Origin of the sequence: uncultured Aggregatibacter sp., from assembly GCF_901873365.1 — a bacterium.
In the GTDB taxonomy this organism is placed as follows: Bacteria; Pseudomonadota; Gammaproteobacteria; order Enterobacterales; family Pasteurellaceae; genus Aggregatibacter.
This window is the reverse complement of the sequence record NZ_CABFLM010000082.1, coordinates 1-20,088: the sequence shown is the minus strand read 5'-3', so window position 1 is coordinate 20,088 and position 20,088 is coordinate 1. Positions and strand designations below refer to the sequence as shown.

Here is a 20,088-nt window from a genome sequence, read left to right as displayed (position 1 = left end):
AAATAAAAGAAGTTTAAATGAGCAATTCAAACGGAATTTTATATATCGTCGCAACGCCTATCGGCAATTTACAAGATATTACACAACGTGCGCTGGAAACGTTTCAACAAGTCGATCTCATTGCAGCAGAAGATACCCGACACAGCGGTTTATTATTAGCCCATTACGGTATTAAAAAGCCGTTTTTTGCCTTACATGATCATAATGAACAGCAAAAAGCCGGTGCGTTAGTCGAAAAACTTTTACAAGGCGTGAATATTGCGTTAATTTCTGATGCCGGTACACCATTAATCAGTGATCCCGGTTTTCATGTGGTGCGTCAATGCCGGCAAGCGGGGATTCAGGTTGTGCCATTGCCGGGTGCCTGTGCGGCGATTACGGCGTTATGTGCTTCGGGGATTGCCTCCGATCGTTTTTGTTTTGAAGGCTTCTTACCGGCAAAAAGCAAAGCCCGCGTGGATAAATTAAAAAACGTGGCAAAAGAAGACCGCACTTTGATTTTTTATGAATCCACACATCGCATTTTAGACAGTCTGGCGGATATGCAAAGTGTCTTTGGCAGCGAGCGTTATGTGGTGTTGGCGCGTGAAATTACCAAAACATGGGAAACAATCTATGGCGACAAATTAGCCGATTTAATCGCTTGGTTGGCGCAAGATCCGAATCGTACCAAAGGCGAAATGGTGGTTATTGTTGAAGGCGAGCCAAAGGAAGATGAAGTAGAAGCGATCTCTTCGCAAGCCATGCACGCGCTAACCTTAATTAGCCAAGAATTGCCGTTGAAAAAAGCCGCTGCCATTGTGGCGGAATTGTATGGCTACAAGAAAAATCAGCTTTATCAGTTTGGCTTGGAATTATTGCGTTAATACGTGCAAGCGATGTATTGGCAAGGTTAAGTTTGCGCAAGATGTCGCAACTTGGGCACAAGTGAAAGTGCGGTGAAAATCTACCGCACCTTGCGATTAGATCATCGGTAAAAACGTCTCTCCCCAAGAGGTTTCGTCTAAAATTTTGCCAAAATGGCTTTCGATCAGGCGTTTGGTCACATCACTTTGCGGTGAAGTAAATAAAGAATAAGTGTCGCCATATTCAATCATCTTACCCTCTTCCATTACTAACACTTCATCGGCAATATGCTTGATGATGCCTAAATGTTGCCCCACATAAATATAGGTTAGTCCGAATTTTTCTTGTAACGATAACATTAAGTTGGTGAGCTGTGTTTTGACCGTTGCATCCAATGAGCCAAGGGCATCGTCAATAATGATAATTTGCGGATCCAGAATTAACGCACGGGCAAGGGCAATACGCTGCTTCTGACTAATAGAAAGCGTATTGATTTTAATCGTCACGTGATCAGGGTGCATCCCGACTAAGGTTAAGATATCAAAAATCTTTTGAGTACGTTGCTGCTCATTAAGTGATGTGGTTAACAGCAACGGCGCATCGAGTATTTGACCAACATTAAGCCGCGGATTAAAGGCGGTATTAGGATCTTGGAAAACCATACGAATATGCTTGGCGCGGTAAGTATAATCACCAAAAATCAAGGGCTGATTTTGAAATAAGATTTTGCCTGAAGTGGGTTCAGTAATGCCGACAATCATTTTAGCCAACATGGATTTGCCTGAACCGTTACGCCCGATAATGGCCAATGTTTTTCCGGCATCCAAGGTAAAGCTCACATTTTCCACGGCATGAAAGTAACCGTCGCCAAACAGGTCAAGATCTTTTTTGAAGGTTTTTGTCAGGTTTTCAACGTGTAGTAAGTGCATTTCGTTCTTTTATTCCTGCGTGTCATTGCTGAGCGTTAATGGCTGCGGCACTTCGGCTTCTTTTATTTTCTTTTCCCGTAAATTAATCGGAAAGTGGCAATAAAATTCATGTTGTTTCACCCGAAGTGCGGTCGGTTTCGTAATACATTTTTTTTGCGCAAAAGGACAACGTGGACCAAGGCGGCAACCCAGCGGCATTTCTTCAAGTAGCGGAACCGAGCCTTTTAACGTGCCTAACTGGCTCTTAAAAGGCAGCGGCTGCGTAAAATCGGGGATCGAATGTAGCAACGCTTGTGTGTAGGGATGATGAGGATTCTCTAAAATCGCTTCTCGGGGGCCGGACTCTGAATTTTGCCCACAGTAAAGCACCACAAACGCATCACACCATTCGCTAATGCTGTTGATGTCATTGCTGGCCAGTAGAATGGATGTGCCTTGGTTTTGATTCATGCTGGATAATAGCTTGAAAATTTGTACGCGCGTAATGGATTCCACGGAATTGGCCGGTTCATCAGCAATGAGCAAGCGCGGTTGATTTGCCACAGCAATGGCAATCATCACTTTTTGTCCTTCCCCTTCGGTTAACTCATGGGGATAACTGCGCATGATGTCTTTGTGTTCTTTAATGCCGACACGGTGCAATAATTCTATAGCGCGGCGTTTTCGCCAACCGAATAAACGTTGCCACCAATGCCCTTTGAACGTCCATCCCGGAATGTTTTGAATCAGCTGCTTGCCGATTTTTTGGCTTGGATCGAGGCAGGTGAGCGGATCTTGGAAAACCATGGAAATTTCTTTGCCCACAATTTGGCGGCGTTGGGTCGGCGTGAGTTTGAGCAGTTCAACGTCGTTAAAACGGAAACGATCGGCGGTAACAATCCAGGAATCTTTAAAGGCATTGCAAATGACTTTGGCAATTAAGCTTTTGCCGGAGCCGGATTCACCCACTAAGCCACAAATTTCGCCCTCGTTCAGTGTGAAACTGACGTTATCAACGATGCGAATTAATCCGTTTGACGTTTTAATATCAATCCGAAGATTGCGAATATCCAAAAGAACCATAATGACCTACTCGTAATATTTGCTAATGGCACGACATAATCCGTTAGAAAACATCAAGCCAATTAAAATACTGAAAATAATCGCAAAACCGGGAAGGAGTACCGTCCATGGTGCTAAATAAATCAATTCTAAAGAATCGCGGATCATTGCGCCCCATTCTGGTGCCGGGCGTTGAGCACCCAAGGCGATAAAGCTTAAGGCGCTAATATCCAAAATGGCGATCGTGAAGACGCGAGAGGTTTCTTGAATGTATTGCACGGCGATATTTGGCAAGATCGTGCTTTTCAATAAAGCCCATTTTGAGATGCCGTCTAAGCGTAACATTAAGACATATTCTTTTTTTAATTCTAGTTGAATACTGCGGTAAATTTCATGCACAAAATACGGCAGTAGCGCTAAGGTAATGGCAAGCATCGCATTGAGCAAACCGGGTTCCATTAATGTCGCAATAATAATGGCGACGAGAAGGACGGGAATGGTAAGAAACGTATCTAATAAATGGCCTAAAATGCGTGATTGTATTCCTTGTGACATCCCTGCCCAAATGCCTAATCCGCCGCCAAGAATTGCCGTTGTGATCATCACAATGAGTGATGCCCCCACAGTATAAGTACTTCCAACGATAATACGGCTTAGCACATCGCGACCAATATCGTCTGTGCCGAGGAAGTAGGCGATTTCTCCGTTTGCCGCCCAAGAGGGTGGCATTAATTCTCGTCCGATAAATTGCGTCTCTGCAGAATAAGGCGCAATGAACGGGCTCAAAAGTGCGGTCGAAATTAATAACAAAAGTGCGTAGAAACTAAAGAGCGCAATGCGATCTTGGCGGAACAGTGACCAAATGTGTTTTAGTGTGCCCGTTTCACGAAAGTCTTTTGGATCTTTACTTCGCATACCATCCCTTCTTATTTAACGGATCAGCAATGAAAATAAGCGTTTCCGAAAGAATTTTGATAAAAATAATACAAAGCCCGATAGTAATTATACCGGCAGAAATGCTGTTGTAATCCTGTTGTGTGACCGCATCAATTAGCCAACGCCCAATGCCCGGCCAACCGAGGGTATTTTCAACCAGCATACATTGCGTGATGATCAAGGTGAACAGGCGAGTCATTTGTGGAATGAGTAAGGGCAACGTATTACGCAACACATATTTGCGCAATATGGTCAATTTTGACCAACCCCGAGTAGTGACGATTTTAACATAATTTTGTTGAAGCACGATTTCGGCACGTTGTTGCACCAAACGTACGATTTCCATCATAGGTAAAATGCTGAGAACTAACGTTGGCAGTGCCAAATGTTGTAAGACGTTTTGAATCATTTTAATGCGATACGGAGCATCAACAAACCAGACATCAATCAGAGGGAAACCGGTCAGCAGTTTGATTTCATAGAGGAGGTTATATTGCCCGATGGCGGAAATTTGCCAAGCGTTAATGGCGGAGAAATACAATAAGATCGGTGCTATCCAAAATACCGGCAAGGCGGTGCCAATAGCCGATAAAGTGCGGATCGTTTTTCCAATAAAATGCGTTTGATAGGCAGCGCCCAGTATCCCAAGGGGAATGCCAAAAATAACGGCCAATAAAATCGCACAACAACATAACTCAAGTGTGGGCGGCAACACCGTAAGAATGGTGGATTTTAATGGATCACCGCCGTTATAACTGATGCCAAGGTCGCCGTGCATAAGACGGTTTAAATAGTGAATATACCCCTGATAAAAGTGTGGCGTAGCCAGTTCGGCATTCAATGGATCTTGCATCAAAATCACATAACTTAGCAAAGAGAGCATAAACGCCGTTAACAGCAGGAAAACACCTTGTCGAAGAAAAGAATGCAACATTATTTCTCTCCTTTACGCAATGATAATGTCGAGAAATTTAAACTGCCGAAAGGATTCATTTCAATATGGCGAACACGTGAATTTACCACCAGCACCCGCTTCATATTCGCCAATGGGACAATCGGCAGCTTGGAGAGAATAAGTTCTTGTGCTTGATTATAGGCGTGGGCACGCTCCCATAAATTAGGGCTGTCTAATGCTTTATCCATCAACTGATCAAAATCTTCATCACACCAATTGGAGAGGTTCGTCATTTCACTGGCCGAGTTACAGCTTAAGATAGGTCGCATAAAGCTATCAGGGTCGAGGTTTCCGGCTAACCAACCGGTTAAAATCATGTCGTAGTTTTCTGATTTTTTATTCAGCTGGTCGATGAGAAAAGTCCGCGTTACTGAACGAATCGTTACGTTCACCCCAACGTTATTTAAATCTTCTTTAATCAATTCTGCAGTTTTCAGTGGCGCCGGATTGTAAACCTGCTCTTCATTTAACACCCACATATTCAAATGGAGCTGTTTATCTTGTAAGACTTTCTTGGCTTCGCTCGGATTAAAATCATAAGCAAAATCCGGCGTATTTACGCTGGATGCCCAAGAAATATTCGGAATAATGTTATTCGCCACAGTTGCCGTATTGTGATAAATGGTTTTGATAATGCGTTGGCGATTAATGGCTTGTGCGATAGCACGGCGAACCTGTTCATCTTGAATGACAGCATTTTGAAAATTAAAGGCTAAATAGGCTAAATTCATGCCCTCCGCACTTTTGACATAATAGCGTTTGTCGTTTTCCTTCAATAAACCTAATTGGCTGACTTCAGGATAGGACGCAATTTGGCATTCGCCATTAAAAAATTTTACCAAGCGCCCAGTACGATCCGTGGATAAATCAATAATAATATTTTTAATTTTGGCGTCTTTTTTCCAATAATCCTCGTTTTTTTCTAACCGCACATATTGATTCCGGAAATAATTTTTGACTTTATACGGGCCGGTGCCGACCGGTAATAAATCAAGTTGCACTAAATTATCGTCCGCATTAAGTTGCACAGCATATTCTTGCGAGAAAATGATGGCATATTGGCTGGCTAAGTGAGACAAAATGGAGGCATCCGGCTTAAATAAGGTAATTTGCACTGTGTGCGGATTTAACGCTTTCACCGATTCGATTTTTTGATTTAACTTAATGCTTTCAAAATAAGGAAAACGCACTTTTTTCGCTTGTTCATGAAAAATGCGATATTGCGGATTTTTATAATCCACCGCACTTTGTTCCAGCGTTGGCAAATAGGTTTCATAGCCCAGCACACGATTTAATGAAAACACCACATCATCGGCATTAAAATCACGGGTCGGTTTAAACCAATCGGTATGATGAAATTTAATGCCTTTGCGCAGATAAATCGTAATAATCTTGCCATCAGGTGAAATAGAATAAGATTGTGCCAAAATGGGCGTTGGAATCGCCGTATTGGATATCTCGAAAAGTTTATTATAAATCTGTTCAGTTACCACATTCATGCTTGTGCCGGCATCCGAGGTTTGCGGATTGAAGGAAAAACCGGAAGCGTGAGTGCAATAAATTAATCCGTTATCCGTCAGTTCTTCAGGCACGCGCGGTGCGGCAACAACCGTATTCACCATAAACGCGAACCAACAAACAGACATAACGAGTTTTTTATACCGCATAATAAACATGAGTTAAAAGATGAAAATAAACGTTAAATTTTAAGCTATATTCCGGGGATATTCTAGCGAATATGCCCGTTCTTGAAATTTGCCACGATTTGCCTCGAAAAATGACCGCACTTTAAGCCGTGCTAAGACCGCCCAATCAGAGATTATTCTTGTTCATGCTGCTTTTTCAGCATTTCATCTTCATTTAATTTGAGTAATCGCGAAATGGCATTACGGTAGGAAATCTCTAAGGATTCTCGGCTGGTGGCAATGACGCCTTGATCCACTAAAAATCCATCATTTACGTCATATACCCAACCGTGCAAGGACAGTTTTTTCCCGCTTTTCCACGCATTTTTAATGATGGATGTTCTTCCGAGGTTATAGACTTGTTCTGCCACGTTTAGTTTTGTGAGCATATCGGCTCGGCGTTCCGGTGATAAATTACCCAGTAAATGGCTGTGTTTAAACCAAATGTCACGAATATGTAATAACCAGTTGTTAATTAATCCTAAATCTTGATCATTCATGGCCGCATGGATCCCACCACAATTGGTATGCCCACAAATGATGATATGCTCGATATTTAAAACATCGACCGCATATTGCACAACGGATAAGCAGTTGAAATCCGTGTGAATGACTTGGTTTGCCACATTGCGGTGTACGAAGAGTTCGCCGGGTTCTAGGTTGGTTAATTTTTCTGCCGGCACACGGCTGTCTGAACAGCCAATCCATAAATAGTGCGGTTGTTGATGTTCGGCCAGTTCTTGAAAGTAGGTGGATTTTTCCTCTTTCATTTGTGTCGCCCATTGATAGTTGTTTGCAAAGAGTTGTTCTATTCTTTTCATTCTTTTTTCTTCTCCTGTTTCTCAAAAGAGGCGCTTAGTATAGCGCAGATTATGCGTGGTGACGGAATAAAGTGATATTGGACGCGATATTTACAAAAGCGGGCTAAATAAGAAAAAGAGCTTTTCGATGATACGCTGATAAACGGAGCGCGTGCTCCATGTAACATAATCGACTAATTCCGAGTTTTTAATATAACTTTCATGTAATAAAGAAATTTCGTTCGCAAATGCCGGATCTTCCACCACCATGGTGACTTCAAAATTCAGCAGGAAACTGCGCATATCCATGTTCACGGTGCCGACCAATGCCAATCGGTTGTCGATCAACATACTTTTGGTATGCAGTAAACCCTTGTTGAAATTATAAATTTTCACGCCGGCAGCGAGTAAGTCATCGAAGAAGGTACGACTTGCCCAATGCACCATGAGGGAGTCGTTTTCTTTGGGTAGAATGATGGAAACTTCCACACCACGTAAAGCCGCAATACGCAAAGCTTCCGCAATATTATGGCTTGGCACAAAATAAGGCGAAGTGATCACAATGCTTTTACGCGCCGAGAAAATCGCAATCGACAGTGATTGCGCCATTAAATCATCAGGAAAACAAGGACCGGTGGCGAGAATTTGTACTGCATGAGAGTTGTTTTGTTCCAACGGCAAAAGCGGGCAATCAGGCACATCTAACGGAAGTTTGGCTCCGGTTTCAATTTCCCAATCCCATGCGTGTAAGCCGTTTAGCACCGAAGATACCGGGCCGTTAATGCGCACCATAATGTCAATCCATTCGCCAACATTGCTATTTTTCTTGAAGAATTTCGGATCTACCATGTTCATACTGCCGGTGTAAGAAATTTGATTGTCGATGACAATAATCTTGCGATGCTGGCGTAAATCAATGCGATTAAAGAACATACGGAATAAATTCACGTGCAAGGTTTCCGTCACTTCAATGCCGTTATTACGCATGGCTTGGCATTCGGCGCTTTTTAAGAAAGGGCGGCTGCCTACCGAGTCCAACAATATATGAATTGCCACGCCACGTTGTCGAGCGTTGATTAATGCCTGTGTTACCTCATTTACCAAGCCTTGAGCAGACCAAATATAGAACACCATATTAATGGATTTTTCTGCCTGATTGATGTCATGAATGATGCTTCGCATAATGCTTTCGGGCGTATCCAAAATATGCAATTCATTGCCTAAAAGACAAGGCACGCCAAGGCGTTGATTGGCAAGATCAAAAATCGGGCGGTAGAGCAGGTTGGTTTGCGTATTGATCAAATTATCACAATGAGAAAGGTGTTTGAACCAATCCATGTATTTAGGCTTGAGTTGCTCAAACATGGCAGCCCGGTGCTTGCCGAGATTGATTTCACCAAAAATTAAATAGGCGATAATGCCCACCACAGGAAACACATAAATGACAATCAACCATGAGAGCATGGTCGGGACAGATTGTTTTTTTATTACTAAGCGTAAGGTGATGGTGATGGTGACTATCCAAACCAAAATGGGGATGATATAAGCGAGAATTTGTTCAATTGTCATAAAAAAATGAAAACCCTATAAAGGAACCGAGGTAAAAAAGACCAATAAAATAGGCGGTGCAATATTGGTAATAAAGCCAAAACTAAACGCCAATGGTAAGACTTCCACGCCACCGGCTTTTTGAATGATCGGCAACGTGCAATCAATGGCGGTGGCACCTGTGTAGCCTATTGCGGTGGAGCGGTAATGTTGCATAAATAACGGCACAATAAATAAACTCATCAATTCACGGGATAAATCATTAAAAAACGCAATGCTACCCCAAATCGGTCCCCATGCGTTGTTTAAGGTGACACTGGAAAGGGAATACCAGCCTAACCCTGAAGACACCGCGAGCCCTTGCACGATGGGGACATTGAGCACTTGCGCACCGATAATGCCACCAAGGAGTGACGTTAAAACAAAAATGGCACCGGTTATCATGCCGCGTTGATTAAAAAACACGGAACGAATAGAAATACCGTTATTGCGTAATTGTATACCGACGCAAAAAATCAACACGACTAACACATAAGTGCTGGAACCAAACGGCAGGCTCACCCAACCTTTGCCCCATAACCCGATAAAAAAGCCAACAATCACTACCAGACATAATTTCAACGAATCCAACACAATCCGCCAACGGGAGGGCATTTTTTCCGTTGTTTTAGTTAAAGGCAGTGGGGAAAGTTTGTCATAGATAAATAAACCGAGAAAGGTTAGCCCTTGAATGAAAACAATAAATGTCAGGGCATACACACCAATTTGTGGCAATTGCTGTGCCAAATTATCTAATTGCCCAAGGGACACGCCCATAATGAACAAGATTATATACAACAGTAGCATGGTGATTTTGCCAAATTGTTGTAATATTTTTGTATTTTTGATTTTAAAGGCGTAGCCGATAAGCATCGGCACTAAAATAATGAGCAAACTTTCCAACATAATTGACGACAGCATGAAACGAGTATAGTGCGGGAAGTATAGCACTTTTCTGTTTTCTCACCTAATTGCAGGCAGTTTCCGCCGTTGCTTTCATGGTATCATTCAGCGCATCATTTCTTGAGGTTTTTCTGTCATGACATTTCAAATTGTATTCCAACATCCTGATTTTATTGTAATAAATAAACCTAACGGAATAAGCGTACATAAAGATGATGCCGATGTGGGGTTAACTCGGCTTGTGGCGCAGCAATTGGGCGTGCCGCAGGTTTGGTTGGTTCATCGTTTGGACAAAGTGACGTCCGGCTTGTTGATATTGGCACTAAACGAAAAGGCGGCTATGACGTTGTCGCGTAAGTTCGCCGAACATCAGATTCAGAAAACCTATTTAGCGCTAGCCACCCAAAAACCGAAGAAAAAGCAGGGCAGAATTAGCGGCGATATGCAAAAAGCCCGTCGTGGTGCGTGGAAACTCTGTCAAAGCAAAGAAAATCCCGCCATTACCGATTTTGTTTCACACAGCTTGGCACCGAATTTGCGTTTATTCATTCTGTATCCTAAAACCGGTAAAACCCATCAGATTCGCGTTGCCATGAAAAGTTTGGGGAGTCCGATTTTAGGTGACGAATTATATGGCGGAGAGGTGGCGGACCGCACCTATTTGCACGCCTATCAATTATCATTTGACTATTTCGGAAAGGCGGTTCAAATTAGCACCAGCCCCGAATTTCAAGAGAGAGAAAAGTGCGGTGAGTTTTTTCAACGTTTTTGGGCAACTATCGAAACCGTTGTTCATACCAATAAGGAAAAAAACGTTTGAAAATCTGCCCGCACTTTTAAGCCATCATCGCGAGGACGTCTTCATGTCGAAAAAACTCACTGCCACTTCATATCAAAAAGCCATTATCTGTATGGTGTTGGCTTATATCAGCATCGCTTTAATGGGCGTATTTGTAAAATATGCTTCCGATGAATTGCCATCCAGCGAAATTTTATTTTCCCGCTTTTTGATCGGCTTTATTTTTTTATTGCCGTTTATGATTCGTGACGGTGATTTTAAGGTCGAACTCAGCCAATGGCCGTTTCTTGTTATGCGTAACCTAGCAGGCATTGCCAGTATGTTGCTGACGTTCTACGCCATCAAATACTTACCGATTTCTATCGCCGTGTTATTGATGAATACCTCGGCGTTATTTGTCCCTTTATTGTTGTTTGTGTTACGAACAAGAACCCCGCTAAAAGTGCTGGCGTGTAGCTTCCTTGGTTTTGCGGGCGTCTCCATTATCATGCTGACGGATTCTTCCAAGCATTTTGAACTACAACACATCGGTTATGCCTTGGGCGCGGCATTTCTCGCCGCCATGGCATTTATTAGCCTACAAGAGCTCAACAAGCACAATTCGCCGAAAAATATCGTGTTTTACTTCCATTTATTGGGTTCCCTTTTGTTACCGCTATTTTTCGCCACACAATGGACAATCCCCTCCGCACAGGGTTTTGTACTTTTATTATTGGTAGGCGGTTTCGGCCTGATTTTCCAATTATTGCTGACCCGCGCTTTCAAATATGCTCCGGCCAATGTCATCACACCATTTGCTTTCACCGGCGTGATTTTCTCCAGCATTTGCGACTGGTTGTTCTGGCACAACGTGCCGACGCTTAATTTCTGGATCGGTTCGTTGGTCATTATTGTTTCCGTTAGCCTATTGGCAAAAATACGCAGATAAAACAGGGCTAAATAATTCCCCAAAATGCGTGTTGTTCCGTTACAATAGCGCGCATTTCAATTTTTATTCTACTGTTAAATAATGAGGAAACACATGGACTATCCAATTTGCCCATCTTGCAAAGGCGAAAATACGTATCACGATTCCATCCAATTTGTCTGCCCGGACTGCGGCCATGAATGGACCGGCAATGAAGCCGAGGAGCATGATGACGATCAACTCATCGTCAAAGACAGTAACGGCAATCTCCTCGCCGATGGTGACGATGTGCTGCTCATCAAAGATTTAAAACTTAAAGGATCTTCCGAAGTATTAAAGAAAGGCACTAAATTTAAAGGCATCAGCCTCGCCCGCGGCGATCACAACGTGGATTGCGGCAAAATTATGCTGAAATCAGAGTTTTTGAAAAAGGCATAAGCCAATGGTGAGCTAAGCACGATAGTGTGATGTCATCTTTTAGGGTCGCTATCCTTTTAAAAGTGCGGTGAGTTTTCGTGATAAATGAAGGAATGATAGCGTTTAAATTGTCATTCGGATTATTAACGGATCATGAATAATGCTTTTCTAAAAGCCCTATTTATCTTTCGAAAATACCCATTAAAATGACCGCACTTTTTATTCACTATTTCAAGAGGAAAAAATATGCGCAATATTCTTGTATTAAAATCCAGTATTTTGGCAGACAATTCACAAACCAATCAATTGTCCGATTATTTGGTTAGCAAGCTTGGCGATAACAATAATATTGTTGTGCGTGATCTTGCTAAAAACGCATTACCGCATTTTGATGCAACGGCAGCCACAGCCGTTCGTGGTCAACCAAGTACAGAAGCTGAAAATGCCTTATTGGCGTTATCTGATGAATTGGTGGCGGAAATTCAAAAGGCAGATATCGTAGTGATCAATGCGCCGATGTATAATTTCAACATCCCGACACAATTAAAAAGCTATTTTGATTTTATCGCGCGTCCACGTGTAACATTTCAATATACCGAAAACGGCCCGGAAGGTTTATTAAAAGGTAAAAAAGCCATTGTGTTATCTGCATTTGGTGGCTTCCATCAAAATCAACCAACGGATCATGTTACGGCATACATAAAAACCATTTTAGGTTTTGTTGGCATTACCGACGTACAATTCGTTTATTCAGAAGGCATTGGCTTGGGCGCTGATTCGATTGCCAAAGCACAGGCACACGCCAAAGCCGAAATTGATAAAATCGCGACCGCACTTTAATCAGTAAAAAACGTAGCGTGCAACTTGTTGCACGAAATCTAAAAAAGAGGAAAAATCCACCGTACTAAAAAAAGTGCGGTGGATTTTTAATATGGATTAACTTATAAATAGCGTTCGCTTCTTGATACACGACCCATACGATAGCGCAAGCGTCCACGCTTGTGCTGAAAATATATATTTGAGGAAATCAAAAAGGCACAAGCGAAGGACGCTTGCGCCAGCGGGAGGTATTGAGAGGTTAAAAACCCTTCGTGCATCAAGATGCACGCTACAAAAACGAAAAAATCACCGTAGCGTGCAACTTGTTGCACGAAATCTAAAAAAGAGAGAATAAATCCACCGCACTAAAAAAGTGCGGTGGATTTTTAATATGGATTAACTTATAAATGGCGTTCGCTTCTTGATACACGACCATACGATAGCGCAAGCGTCCACGCTTGTGCTGAAAATATATATTTGTAGAAATCAAAAAGCACAAGCGAAGGACGCTTGCGCCAGTAGGAGGGAGTTACAAGCACGCGTCGGGAGACGCGCGCTATCTGATTTGGTCTTCTTTAATTGATTAACAAAGTGCGGTCAAATTCCTAACCATTTTTCACTTTAAAAAACACTCAAAATCCCAACCGCACTTTCCCTTAAATCACTCCTGATTCAATCCCCTAAAATCACCCACTTCATGTTCCAGCTGACTCATAGCAAGAAGGGCTTCTTGGGTTTGTTTGGCTTCTTCTTCATCAATGATGCTCATCGCGAAACCAACATGGACGAGAACCCATTTGCCAAGCAGAGGTTTGGGGTCATCACTGCAGATAAGGGAAATATTCACATCACGTTGCACACCGCAAACATTCACGGTGGCAAGTTGTAATGCGCTGTCGCCGATTTTGACAATTTGACCGGGCACACCTAAACACATAATTCATTTACTCCGATTAAAAATTTTCGCTTATTTTACCATTGCTTTAAATAAATTGCGGCGATCTGGATCAAACGTCGCTTGTTTGGTCGGCATGGATAAAATCATGCGTAGGCAATCCTGTGTCAGTTGGATGGCTTGTTCATTGGTAAGATTCGGATCAAGCGGGGAGTGCAAGGAACAGCTTAAATATTGTGGTACTGTTTCAATGCCACTGACTGTGAAAGTAAGGGCTTTGTAAGGCAGTTGAACGGTGATTTTATCCCCTAACTCTCGCGGTTCCCACGTTTGTTGCGGGCCCGGCAGAATAACGACGCTAATCATCCATGGGGTTAACACTGAGCCGATCCATTGATCTTCAAATAAAACAAATTTAGGGCAGAAACACTCGATGCCTTTATGAAAGAAAGGGAGATCTTGCATTTCAGGAATAATTTTTTGCATTTTGGCAAGGAAAATCTCCGTTGGATTTTCTTCAAAGCCAGAAACAGAGTTTAAAAGTGCGGTCGAATTTTCAGATGTTTTTTCGTGTCGGTACATGGTTAACTTTTCACAAAATAGTGGCGTGCGTTCTATAACGTGTGCCAGAAGTATTAATAAAATAAGCACGTATCAGAGAGACGCGCTATCAGGGGTTGTTTGTCAATATCAATAAGATTAAAGCATAGCAAGCGAAACTTTAAAGAAAGTTCCCCTCTTTCGTAAAGAGGGGTTAGGGGAGATTTAACACTTGTCTCTATTAATTAAGTCAAATCTCCCCCGTCCCTCTTTTCTAAAGAGGAGAGTCTAGATTCAAACCATATTCAGTAATCACTTGATTCAAGGCTACAAAAACATTCGGTAATGTTTTTTGTATCGTTTCCGTCAAGCCAATTCCGGATTCTAATGATTCCGGCTGGATACCGATGAGACAAAGATTTTGTGGAAATTCATCCGTCAGTTTGAGAGCGGAAAGTACATCACAAATGCCGAGTTGGTGTGGCGAGATTTTGCGTGAGAAAAAGGTAGGCACTTGTTCGTCATGCAACACGATAATCTCGCCTGGCTGTTTGTTAGCAAGCACGGCATCGACAATAATCAAATGCTCGCGGTTTGCCATCGCATCCAGTAATTCCATGCCACAAGTGCCACCATCGATGATGTCAAAGTGCGGTTGAATTTCAGGGCGTTTTTCAAGCTCCTGCACCACGCGCACACCGACACCTTCATCGCTTAACAAAATATTGCCGACGCCAAGAATTAATGGCTTCATTACAACACCTTCACTTCAGTCACTTCACCATTTTCGGTATTAACTACGTGCACGGCACAAGACATACAAGGGTCGAAAGAGTGAATGGTTCGAACCACTTCCAATGGTTTAGTTGGATCTGCCACCGGTGTACCAATAATGGAAAGTTCATAAGGGCCCATTTGGTCTTGTTCATTACGCGGACCGGCATTCCATGTAGATGGTACAACTGCTTGATAGTTTTCAATGCGACCGTCTTTGATCACCACCCAGTGAGAAAGCATACCGCGTGGTACTTCACCGAAACCGACACCGCGGAATTCACCGCTTGCCGGAATATCAGTTTTGATATAAGCGGTAGTATCGCCTTTCGCAATGTTATCAATGAGCATTTGCCATTGCGTACCTAAAACGTCATTTAGCGTACAGCAGTGTACGGTACGACCGATAATGCGTCCAAGGGTAGAGTGTAATTGCTCGGTGGCTAACGTGTTGCCGGTTAATTTTTCGTAAATGTCTTTTACTTCGTTAAAATGTTTAACGGTTGGTTTGTCATTAGAGGCTAATCCGCAGATTAAATAGGCGAGAGGCCCCACTTCCACAACTTTGCCGTAGAACGTTGGTGCTTTTACCCAAGAATATTTACCGTCGTCTTGCCAGCCTGTGTATTTTGGACGAGTTAAACCCGCCCAAGGCTCTAATGGCTCATCGTCTTCATACCAAGCGTGTTTACCGCTTTCTTTAATGCCTTTTACGACAAATTCGTCTTTTTGTTGGTCAATGACGCGGATGGTGGATAAATCACCATTTTCTACATAACCACCTTTCAACATGAATTTAGAATTGTCCGCATCAATCGGGTATTCCGGTACGGCTAAGTAGTTGCCGGATGTCTTACCGAGGCTGAACCATTCCGGATAGAAAGCCGCAAATACAGCTGCATCGATTTTATAAACTTGGTTGATAAAGTCGCCTAAACGATCAATACAGGCTTTCACAAACATGAGGCGTTCATGGTTAAGTACGGCTTGTGAATCCAAATTAATTGGGTTTGCCACACCACCGATAGCCAAGTTTTGAATGTGTGGTGTTTTACTACCGAGCAATGCTACTACACGGTTAGCATCACGTTGACATTCAAGAGCCTGTAAATAGTGCGCCACAGCAATAAGGTTTACTTCCGGTGGCAACTTCATTGCAGCATGACCGAAATAGCCGTTGGCAAAAATACCAAGTTGTCCGCTATCTACTAATGCTTGAATTTTTTTCTGTACATTGCGGAATTCATTGGCACTGTTTAATGACCATGTAGAGACACCTTTTAGCATATCAGCCGCTTTTTCCGGATCTGCTTTTAAGGCAGAAGTGATATCTACCCAGTCCATGGCGGAGAGTTGATAGAAATGCACAATATGATCATGAATCGTGTGTGCGGCAAGAATCATGTTACGAATATATTGTGCGTTCACCGGCACTTTAGCGCCGATGGCATCTTCTACGGCACGCACGCTGATAATCGCGTGTACTGTGGTACATACGCCACAGATACGTTGCATAATCATCCATGCATCACGTGGATCGGCACCTTTTACGATATTTTCCATACCGCGCCACATGGTACCGGATGACCAAGCATTGGTGACGACGCCGTTTTCAATTTCGCAATCAATACGTAAATGCCCCTCAATACGGGTAATTGGGTCAATTGAGATACGTTTTTTTTCTGACATTATTCTGCTCCGCTAACTTTTTTGCTGAATGCCGCTTTTTCGGCAATAATTTTTTCTGAGTCTTCGGTATGTTTTTCTTTAAATACCGGTAATACAGGGAATAAACGAATGATTAAAATATAGGCACATACTTCAATAGAAACGAAGCCGATTGAAATAAGCAATTCCTCCGCAGATGGGAAATACTGATAGCCGTTGCCCGGATTATACATGATAAGCGAGTAGTTCATACGCCATAATGCTGCACCGAGTAACATGCTTAATGCCGAAATAAATAACCAACGGGAATCTGATTTTTTCTCTCCGAGGAAGAGGGTAAGTAACGGTAATACCATCAACCAGACTTCCATCCAGAACATCCATGCTTCAAATTTAGTTAATTTATCGAAACCCACAACCATTTGCAGTTTGTCGTGATAAATCAACTCACCAAAACGCACTGCTAAGAAACAGAAAATTAATCCTGCGGTAACGCGTGCTAATTGAGTAAATAAATGACGTTCATCCGGTGTTTTTCCTGCAAGACCCGCTTTAACTAAAGAACCCTCAAAAATCACAATAGAGAAGCCCATAATGAAAGCAGTAAGCAAGGAGAGAATCGGTAACACTTCATAGCTTTGCCATACCGGATGAACTTTGTGTCCCGCTACAATCATCAAGGAACCCATTGAAGATTGGTGCATCATTGGCAATAAGGCACCCAACGCAATAATGAAGAACATGATTTTATTGAGTTTATTAAACCATTTCTTCAAACCAAGGAAACCAAGCCACACCGGTGCAAATTCTAAGGTGACAACAATGATATACACCGTCATACAAAATGCTGTTTCAAACAGCACGGAATTGGTATTGAACTGTCCCGGAACGTAGAAGTAGGGTAAATGCCAATAACGTCCCATATCAATGGTAATGGACAAACCGCCAAGGGAATAGCCGAAGAGACTGGCAAGCAATGCCGGGCGCACAAGAGCGTGATATTTCCCTTTATTGAAAATATACACAGTCCAAGCTAATGCCCAACCGCCACAGGCAAAACCTGTACCGACAAGCAAGTCAAAGGCAATCCATAAACCCCAAGGATAACCGCCATTAAGTGCGGTCACGGAACCGATACCGAAAACCAAACGTTTTAAAATTAATAAAACGCAAAGTACGGCAAGTGGTGCAAAAAAGAGAATTGCGGCAGAAACAAGGCGACCGCCCACCGGACGTGGATTACTCATGATGCTCATCCTCCGCTTCTTCAATTTCCTTGCGTGCCTGACGCATGGCTTCTTTTTGTGCTGCAATACGCTCGGCAATTTTATCGCCATGCATATTTTTGTAAGTCATAAAGGTAAGACCGGCAAGTGCCACTAACGGCAACGCTAAACCACGATACAAGAAATGTTGTAAATGCGCTGCACGACTTCCCGTTGCCACTTCATCTAAAGGTGGTAGGCCAAGATTTTCAAATGGTACTCCACTTAAGGCTAGGACTTGTGTTCCGCCGCCTTCTTTTTCACCGTAAATATGGTATTGATATGCCGGCACGGTAGCGCGGTATTTATCCGTACTATTGACGTGTTGACGCGGGTAATCGTATTCAGTACCGCGTAATAAACTTAAACGGCGTTTGGCCTCCGCCAATAATTCTTCTCTTGTACCGAAAATAATGGCACCCGTTGGGCAAACATGGCAACAACCCGGCAATTCGCCTTTATCTAGGCGTTCAACACCTTTTTGGTTACAGAGTTCACATTTGCTGATTTCACCGAATGGATTGTCATAGTCGTATTTTGGTACATCAAAAGGACAACCTACCATGCAATAACGGCAACCGGTACAAATGTCAGGATCGTATTTCACGATACCGGTTTTGGGATCTTTGGTAAGGGCTTGAACTGGGCAAACCGCAACACAGTTTGGGTCAACGCAATGCATACATTGTTTTTTCACGTAAGCATAGCCATTTTCCGATTGGTCTTTGTTTTTACCGTCGCCATCGCTCCAAACTTGAATGATGTTGCGGGTAAACGGCGTGAGTTTGTCGTTATTTGACCAAGTCTGATCGCCTTTTGGATTCACCGGTGTATGGTTCACGTTTTGACATTCAGCCACGCATGCCTGACAACCTACACAAAGGGTAGAGTCGTAAAGCATTCCAAGCGCACCGGGAATAGGCTCAACCACTTCCGATGCCTGTGCACTCGACACAGGCAAGGTGGAAGCAATTCCGCCAAGCACACCGGCTTTTAGAAATTTTCGTCTATCCATGTTATTTACCTGTATGTTGTTCTTTCTCTGCCGCGTTGGCTTCGACACGGGCTTTATGTTGAATGCTTAATTCGCGTAAAGTCACCACACTCACGCCGGCGAGTATTGCCGCGGCACCGCCTAATAAACCAATAGCGGTCATGGTTGCACCTGAACCTTCGGTGTTATTGACATCTGGTTTTTCAACGCGTGGTGTTGGGTTTTCTACACCGGCTAATTGGAAAATGCCTTTAGTAAAGCCCACACCTTTTTCGTTACAACCATAGCAAGGGTGCCCAATACCGACCGGCCAGTTATTACCACCGACATCACAGAATTCTAAAGTAGAGCAGTTACCGTAAGTTTCCGGACCTTTACAGCCAAGATGGTATAAACACCAACCGTTGCGATGACCGTAATCACCGTATTCTTTGGCAAAGCGGCCTGCATCAAAGTGCGGTCTGCGATAGCAGTTTTCGTGAATTAAGCGATCGTAAGCGAATAGCGGACGATTAAGTTTGTCCATTGCCGGCAATTTCTTATAAGTCAGAATGTAAGCGACAGTTGCAAGGAAGTTGTGTGGATTTGGCGGGCAACCCGGAATATTAATGACCGGCGTGCCTTTAGGTAACACTTCGGATAAGCTGCTTGCACCGGTTGGGTTACCACCACTAGATGGCACACCGCCCCATGCTGCACAAGAACCGATGGCAATAATGGCTGCAGCACCTTTTGCCGCTTCTTGAATGTGTTCTACAATCGGTTTCCCGGCGACCATACAATAAACACCACCGTCTTTCACCGGAATGGAACCATCGACGACTAAAACATATTTGCCATAATATTTATGCATGGCGTTGTGTTTGTTATCTTCAGCTTGTTCCCCAAAGGCTGCAGAAAGCGTTTCGTGGTATTCTAAGGAAATCATTTCCAATACCAAGTTTTCTACTGTTGGGTGGGTGGCACGTAGCAGAGATTCAGTACATCCCGTACACTCTTGTGCACCAATCCATAACACCGGCGGACGAGCAGGCGCCATCAAGGCTTCTGTCATTTGCGCACCGGCTTTACTACTTAGCCCCATTGTTGCCGCAAGTGCGGTACATAATTTCATGAAATCCCGGCGGGAAACATCGGCTAAGGCAGAAAATAATCCATCGCTTCGTTGCATATATTCACTCCAATTCACACATTTTATATATGGTTATCGGTGCTATGATATGCTCATAAGGTGGAACATTATTTGATCGTCATCAAGAATATCCCTATTTTTTATCTGAATATAAGATGTAACCTTTTGTTTTTACAGATTAATTGAGAGCTATTCT

General features: G+C 43.0%; 20 protein-coding genes. 5 read left to right on the top strand and 15 right to left on the bottom strand.

What is annotated here, in order from left to right; translation table 11 throughout:
* Positions 1-17: 17 nt before the first annotated feature.
* Positions 18-866 carry a 16S rRNA (cytidine(1402)-2'-O)-methyltransferase gene (gene rsmI / locus QZ106_RS07275; RefSeq protein ID WP_295976014.1) on the top strand — a complete coding sequence of 283 codons (849 nt, stop codon included), beginning with the start codon at positions 18-20 and terminating at the stop codon, positions 864-866.
* 96 nt (positions 867-962) lie between these two features.
* Here the strand turns inward: rsmI and QZ106_RS07270 are convergent, their stop codons facing one another.
* The 8 genes from QZ106_RS07270 to QZ106_RS07235 form a co-directional block, all read right to left on the bottom strand.
* A complete protein-coding gene (locus QZ106_RS07270; protein ID WP_021615360.1) occupies positions 963-1,775 on the bottom strand; it encodes an ABC transporter ATP-binding protein in 813 nt (270 codons plus the stop codon).
* A 9-nt stretch (positions 1,776-1,784) separates the two neighbouring features.
* Entirely contained in the window at positions 1,785-2,837 is a 1,053-nt protein-coding gene (locus QZ106_RS07265) for an oligopeptide/dipeptide ABC transporter ATP-binding protein (RefSeq protein WP_295976013.1), read from the bottom strand.
* A 6-nt stretch (positions 2,838-2,843) separates the two neighbouring features.
* Entirely contained in the window at positions 2,844-3,731 is an 888-nt protein-coding gene (locus QZ106_RS07260; protein WP_295976012.1) for an ABC transporter permease subunit, read from the bottom strand.
* Positions 3,721-4,686: an ABC transporter permease subunit gene (locus tag QZ106_RS07255; RefSeq protein ID WP_295976011.1), complete on the bottom strand. Its 966-nt coding sequence runs from the start codon at positions 4,684-4,686 to the stop codon at positions 3,721-3,723. Before QZ106_RS07255 ends, QZ106_RS07260 begins: the two co-directional genes overlap by 11 nt.
* Positions 4,686-6,374: an ABC transporter substrate-binding protein gene (locus QZ106_RS07250; RefSeq protein WP_295976009.1), complete on the bottom strand. Its 1,689-nt coding sequence runs from the start codon at positions 6,372-6,374 to the stop codon at positions 4,686-4,688. The genes QZ106_RS07255 and QZ106_RS07250 overlap by 1 nt, the downstream gene beginning before the upstream one ends.
* Positions 6,375-6,526: 152 nt before the next feature.
* Positions 6,527-7,213 carry a carbonate dehydratase gene (gene can / locus QZ106_RS07245; RefSeq protein ID WP_021615355.1) on the bottom strand — a complete coding sequence of 229 codons (687 nt, stop codon included), beginning with the start codon at positions 7,211-7,213 and terminating at the stop codon, positions 6,527-6,529.
* 90 nt (positions 7,214-7,303) lie between these two features.
* Entirely contained in the window at positions 7,304-8,761 is a 1,458-nt protein-coding gene (gene cls / locus QZ106_RS07240; RefSeq protein WP_295976005.1) for a cardiolipin synthase, read from the bottom strand.
* 15 nt (positions 8,762-8,776) lie between these two features.
* The gene (locus tag QZ106_RS07235; RefSeq protein WP_295976156.1) at positions 8,777-9,685 is read right to left on the bottom strand and encodes a lysine exporter LysO family protein; all 909 of its coding nucleotides are present in this window, start codon (positions 9,683-9,685) and stop codon (positions 8,777-8,779) included.
* Between the two features lie 133 nt (positions 9,686-9,818).
* Here QZ106_RS07235 and QZ106_RS07230 point away from each other — a divergent pair, with 133 nt between their 5' ends.
* From QZ106_RS07230 to QZ106_RS07215, 4 genes are all read left to right on the top strand, one after another.
* The gene (locus QZ106_RS07230) at positions 9,819-10,502 is read left to right on the top strand and encodes a TIGR01621 family pseudouridine synthase (RefSeq protein WP_295976003.1); all 684 of its coding nucleotides are present in this window, start codon (positions 9,819-9,821) and stop codon (positions 10,500-10,502) included.
* A 43-nt stretch (positions 10,503-10,545) separates the two neighbouring features.
* Positions 10,546-11,409 (top strand): DMT family transporter, encoded by an 864-nt coding sequence (locus QZ106_RS07225; protein WP_295976001.1) that lies wholly within the window; start codon positions 10,546-10,548, stop codon positions 11,407-11,409.
* A 93-nt stretch (positions 11,410-11,502) separates the two neighbouring features.
* Positions 11,503-11,826, top strand: coding sequence for a zinc ribbon domain-containing protein YjdM (locus tag QZ106_RS07220; protein ID WP_295975999.1), 324 nt, complete (start codon positions 11,503-11,505; stop codon positions 11,824-11,826).
* 225 nt (positions 11,827-12,051) lie between these two features.
* Entirely contained in the window at positions 12,052-12,645 is a 594-nt protein-coding gene (locus QZ106_RS07215; protein WP_295975997.1) for an FMN-dependent NADH-azoreductase, read from the top strand.
* Positions 12,646-13,285: 640 nt separating this feature from the next.
* On the opposite strand, the gene hybG is transcribed toward QZ106_RS07215, so the two are convergent.
* The 7 genes from hybG to hybO all read right to left on the bottom strand — a co-directional run bounded on the left by hybG (position 13,286) and on the right by hybO (position 19,931).
* The gene (hybG, locus tag QZ106_RS07210; protein WP_295975995.1) at positions 13,286-13,561 is read right to left on the bottom strand and encodes a hydrogenase maturation factor HybG; all 276 of its coding nucleotides are present in this window, start codon (positions 13,559-13,561) and stop codon (positions 13,286-13,288) included.
* A 30-nt stretch (positions 13,562-13,591) separates the two neighbouring features.
* Positions 13,592-14,101: a hydrogenase-2 assembly chaperone gene (gene hybE / locus QZ106_RS07205; RefSeq protein WP_295975993.1), complete on the bottom strand. Its 510-nt coding sequence runs from the start codon at positions 14,099-14,101 to the stop codon at positions 13,592-13,594.
* Between the two features lie 232 nt (positions 14,102-14,333).
* Positions 14,334-14,813 (bottom strand): HyaD/HybD family hydrogenase maturation endopeptidase, encoded by a 480-nt coding sequence (locus QZ106_RS07200; protein ID WP_295975991.1) that lies wholly within the window; start codon positions 14,811-14,813, stop codon positions 14,334-14,336.
* Positions 14,813-16,522 carry a hydrogenase 2 large subunit gene (gene hybC, locus QZ106_RS07195; protein WP_295975990.1) on the bottom strand — a complete coding sequence of 570 codons (1,710 nt, stop codon included), beginning with the start codon at positions 16,520-16,522 and terminating at the stop codon, positions 14,813-14,815. The genes QZ106_RS07200 and hybC overlap by 1 nt, the downstream gene beginning before the upstream one ends.
* On the bottom strand, positions 16,522-17,748 hold the full coding sequence (hybB, locus tag QZ106_RS07190) for a Ni/Fe-hydrogenase cytochrome b subunit (RefSeq protein WP_111294487.1): 1,227 nt from the start codon (positions 17,746-17,748) through the stop codon (positions 16,522-16,524). The genes hybC and hybB overlap by 1 nt, the downstream gene beginning before the upstream one ends.
* Positions 17,741-18,781: a hydrogenase 2 operon protein HybA gene (gene hybA, locus QZ106_RS07185; RefSeq protein ID WP_109103798.1), complete on the bottom strand. Its 1,041-nt coding sequence runs from the start codon at positions 18,779-18,781 to the stop codon at positions 17,741-17,743. Before hybA ends, hybB begins: the two co-directional genes overlap by 8 nt.
* A gap of 1 nt (position 18,782) precedes the next feature.
* Positions 18,783-19,931 carry a hydrogenase 2 small subunit gene (hybO, locus tag QZ106_RS07180; RefSeq protein WP_295975988.1) on the bottom strand — a complete coding sequence of 383 codons (1,149 nt, stop codon included), beginning with the start codon at positions 19,929-19,931 and terminating at the stop codon, positions 18,783-18,785.
* Positions 19,932-20,088 lie beyond the last annotated feature (157 nt).

Bases quoted from the DNA above. Each gene is read 5' to 3' on its own strand.
- rsmI (WP_295976014.1), top strand. From the start codon at position 18: ATGAGCAATTCAAACGGAATTTTATATATCGTCGCAACGCCTATCGGC.
- QZ106_RS07270 (WP_021615360.1), bottom strand. From the start codon at position 1,775: ATGCACTTACTACACGTTGAAAACCTGACAAAAACCTTCAAAAAAGAT.
- QZ106_RS07265 (WP_295976013.1), bottom strand. From the start codon at position 2,837: ATGGTTCTTTTGGATATTCGCAATCTTCGGATTGATATTAAAACGTCA.
- QZ106_RS07260 (WP_295976012.1), bottom strand. From the start codon at position 3,731: ATGCGAAGTAAAGATCCAAAAGACTTTCGTGAAACGGGCACACTAAAA.
- QZ106_RS07255 (WP_295976011.1), bottom strand. From the start codon at position 4,686: ATGTTGCATTCTTTTCTTCGACAAGGTGTTTTCCTGCTGTTAACGGCG.
- QZ106_RS07250 (WP_295976009.1), bottom strand. From the start codon at position 6,374: ATGCGGTATAAAAAACTCGTTATGTCTGTTTGTTGGTTCGCGTTTATG.
- can (WP_021615355.1), bottom strand. From the start codon at position 7,213: ATGAAAAGAATAGAACAACTCTTTGCAAACAACTATCAATGGGCGACA.
- cls (WP_295976005.1), bottom strand. From the start codon at position 8,761: ATGACAATTGAACAAATTCTCGCTTATATCATCCCCATTTTGGTTTGG.
- QZ106_RS07235 (WP_295976156.1), bottom strand. From the start codon at position 9,685: ATGTTGGAAAGTTTGCTCATTATTTTAGTGCCGATGCTTATCGGCTAC.
- QZ106_RS07230 (WP_295976003.1), top strand. From the start codon at position 9,819: ATGACATTTCAAATTGTATTCCAACATCCTGATTTTATTGTAATAAAT.
- QZ106_RS07225 (WP_295976001.1), top strand. From the start codon at position 10,546: ATGTCGAAAAAACTCACTGCCACTTCATATCAAAAAGCCATTATCTGT.
- QZ106_RS07220 (WP_295975999.1), top strand. From the start codon at position 11,503: ATGGACTATCCAATTTGCCCATCTTGCAAAGGCGAAAATACGTATCAC.
- QZ106_RS07215 (WP_295975997.1), top strand. From the start codon at position 12,052: ATGCGCAATATTCTTGTATTAAAATCCAGTATTTTGGCAGACAATTCA.
- hybG (WP_295975995.1), bottom strand. From the start codon at position 13,561: ATGTGTTTAGGTGTGCCCGGTCAAATTGTCAAAATCGGCGACAGCGCA.
- hybE (WP_295975993.1), bottom strand. From the start codon at position 14,101: ATGTACCGACACGAAAAAACATCTGAAAATTCGACCGCACTTTTAAAC.
- QZ106_RS07200 (WP_295975991.1), bottom strand. From the start codon at position 14,813: ATGAAGCCATTAATTCTTGGCGTCGGCAATATTTTGTTAAGCGATGAA.
- hybC (WP_295975990.1), bottom strand. From the start codon at position 16,522: ATGTCAGAAAAAAAACGTATCTCAATTGACCCAATTACCCGTATTGAG.
- hybB (WP_111294487.1), bottom strand. From the start codon at position 17,748: ATGAGTAATCCACGTCCGGTGGGCGGTCGCCTTGTTTCTGCCGCAATT.
- hybA (WP_109103798.1), bottom strand. From the start codon at position 18,781: ATGGATAGACGAAAATTTCTAAAAGCCGGTGTGCTTGGCGGAATTGCT.
- hybO (WP_295975988.1), bottom strand. From the start codon at position 19,931: ATGCAACGAAGCGATGGATTATTTTCTGCCTTAGCCGATGTTTCCCGC.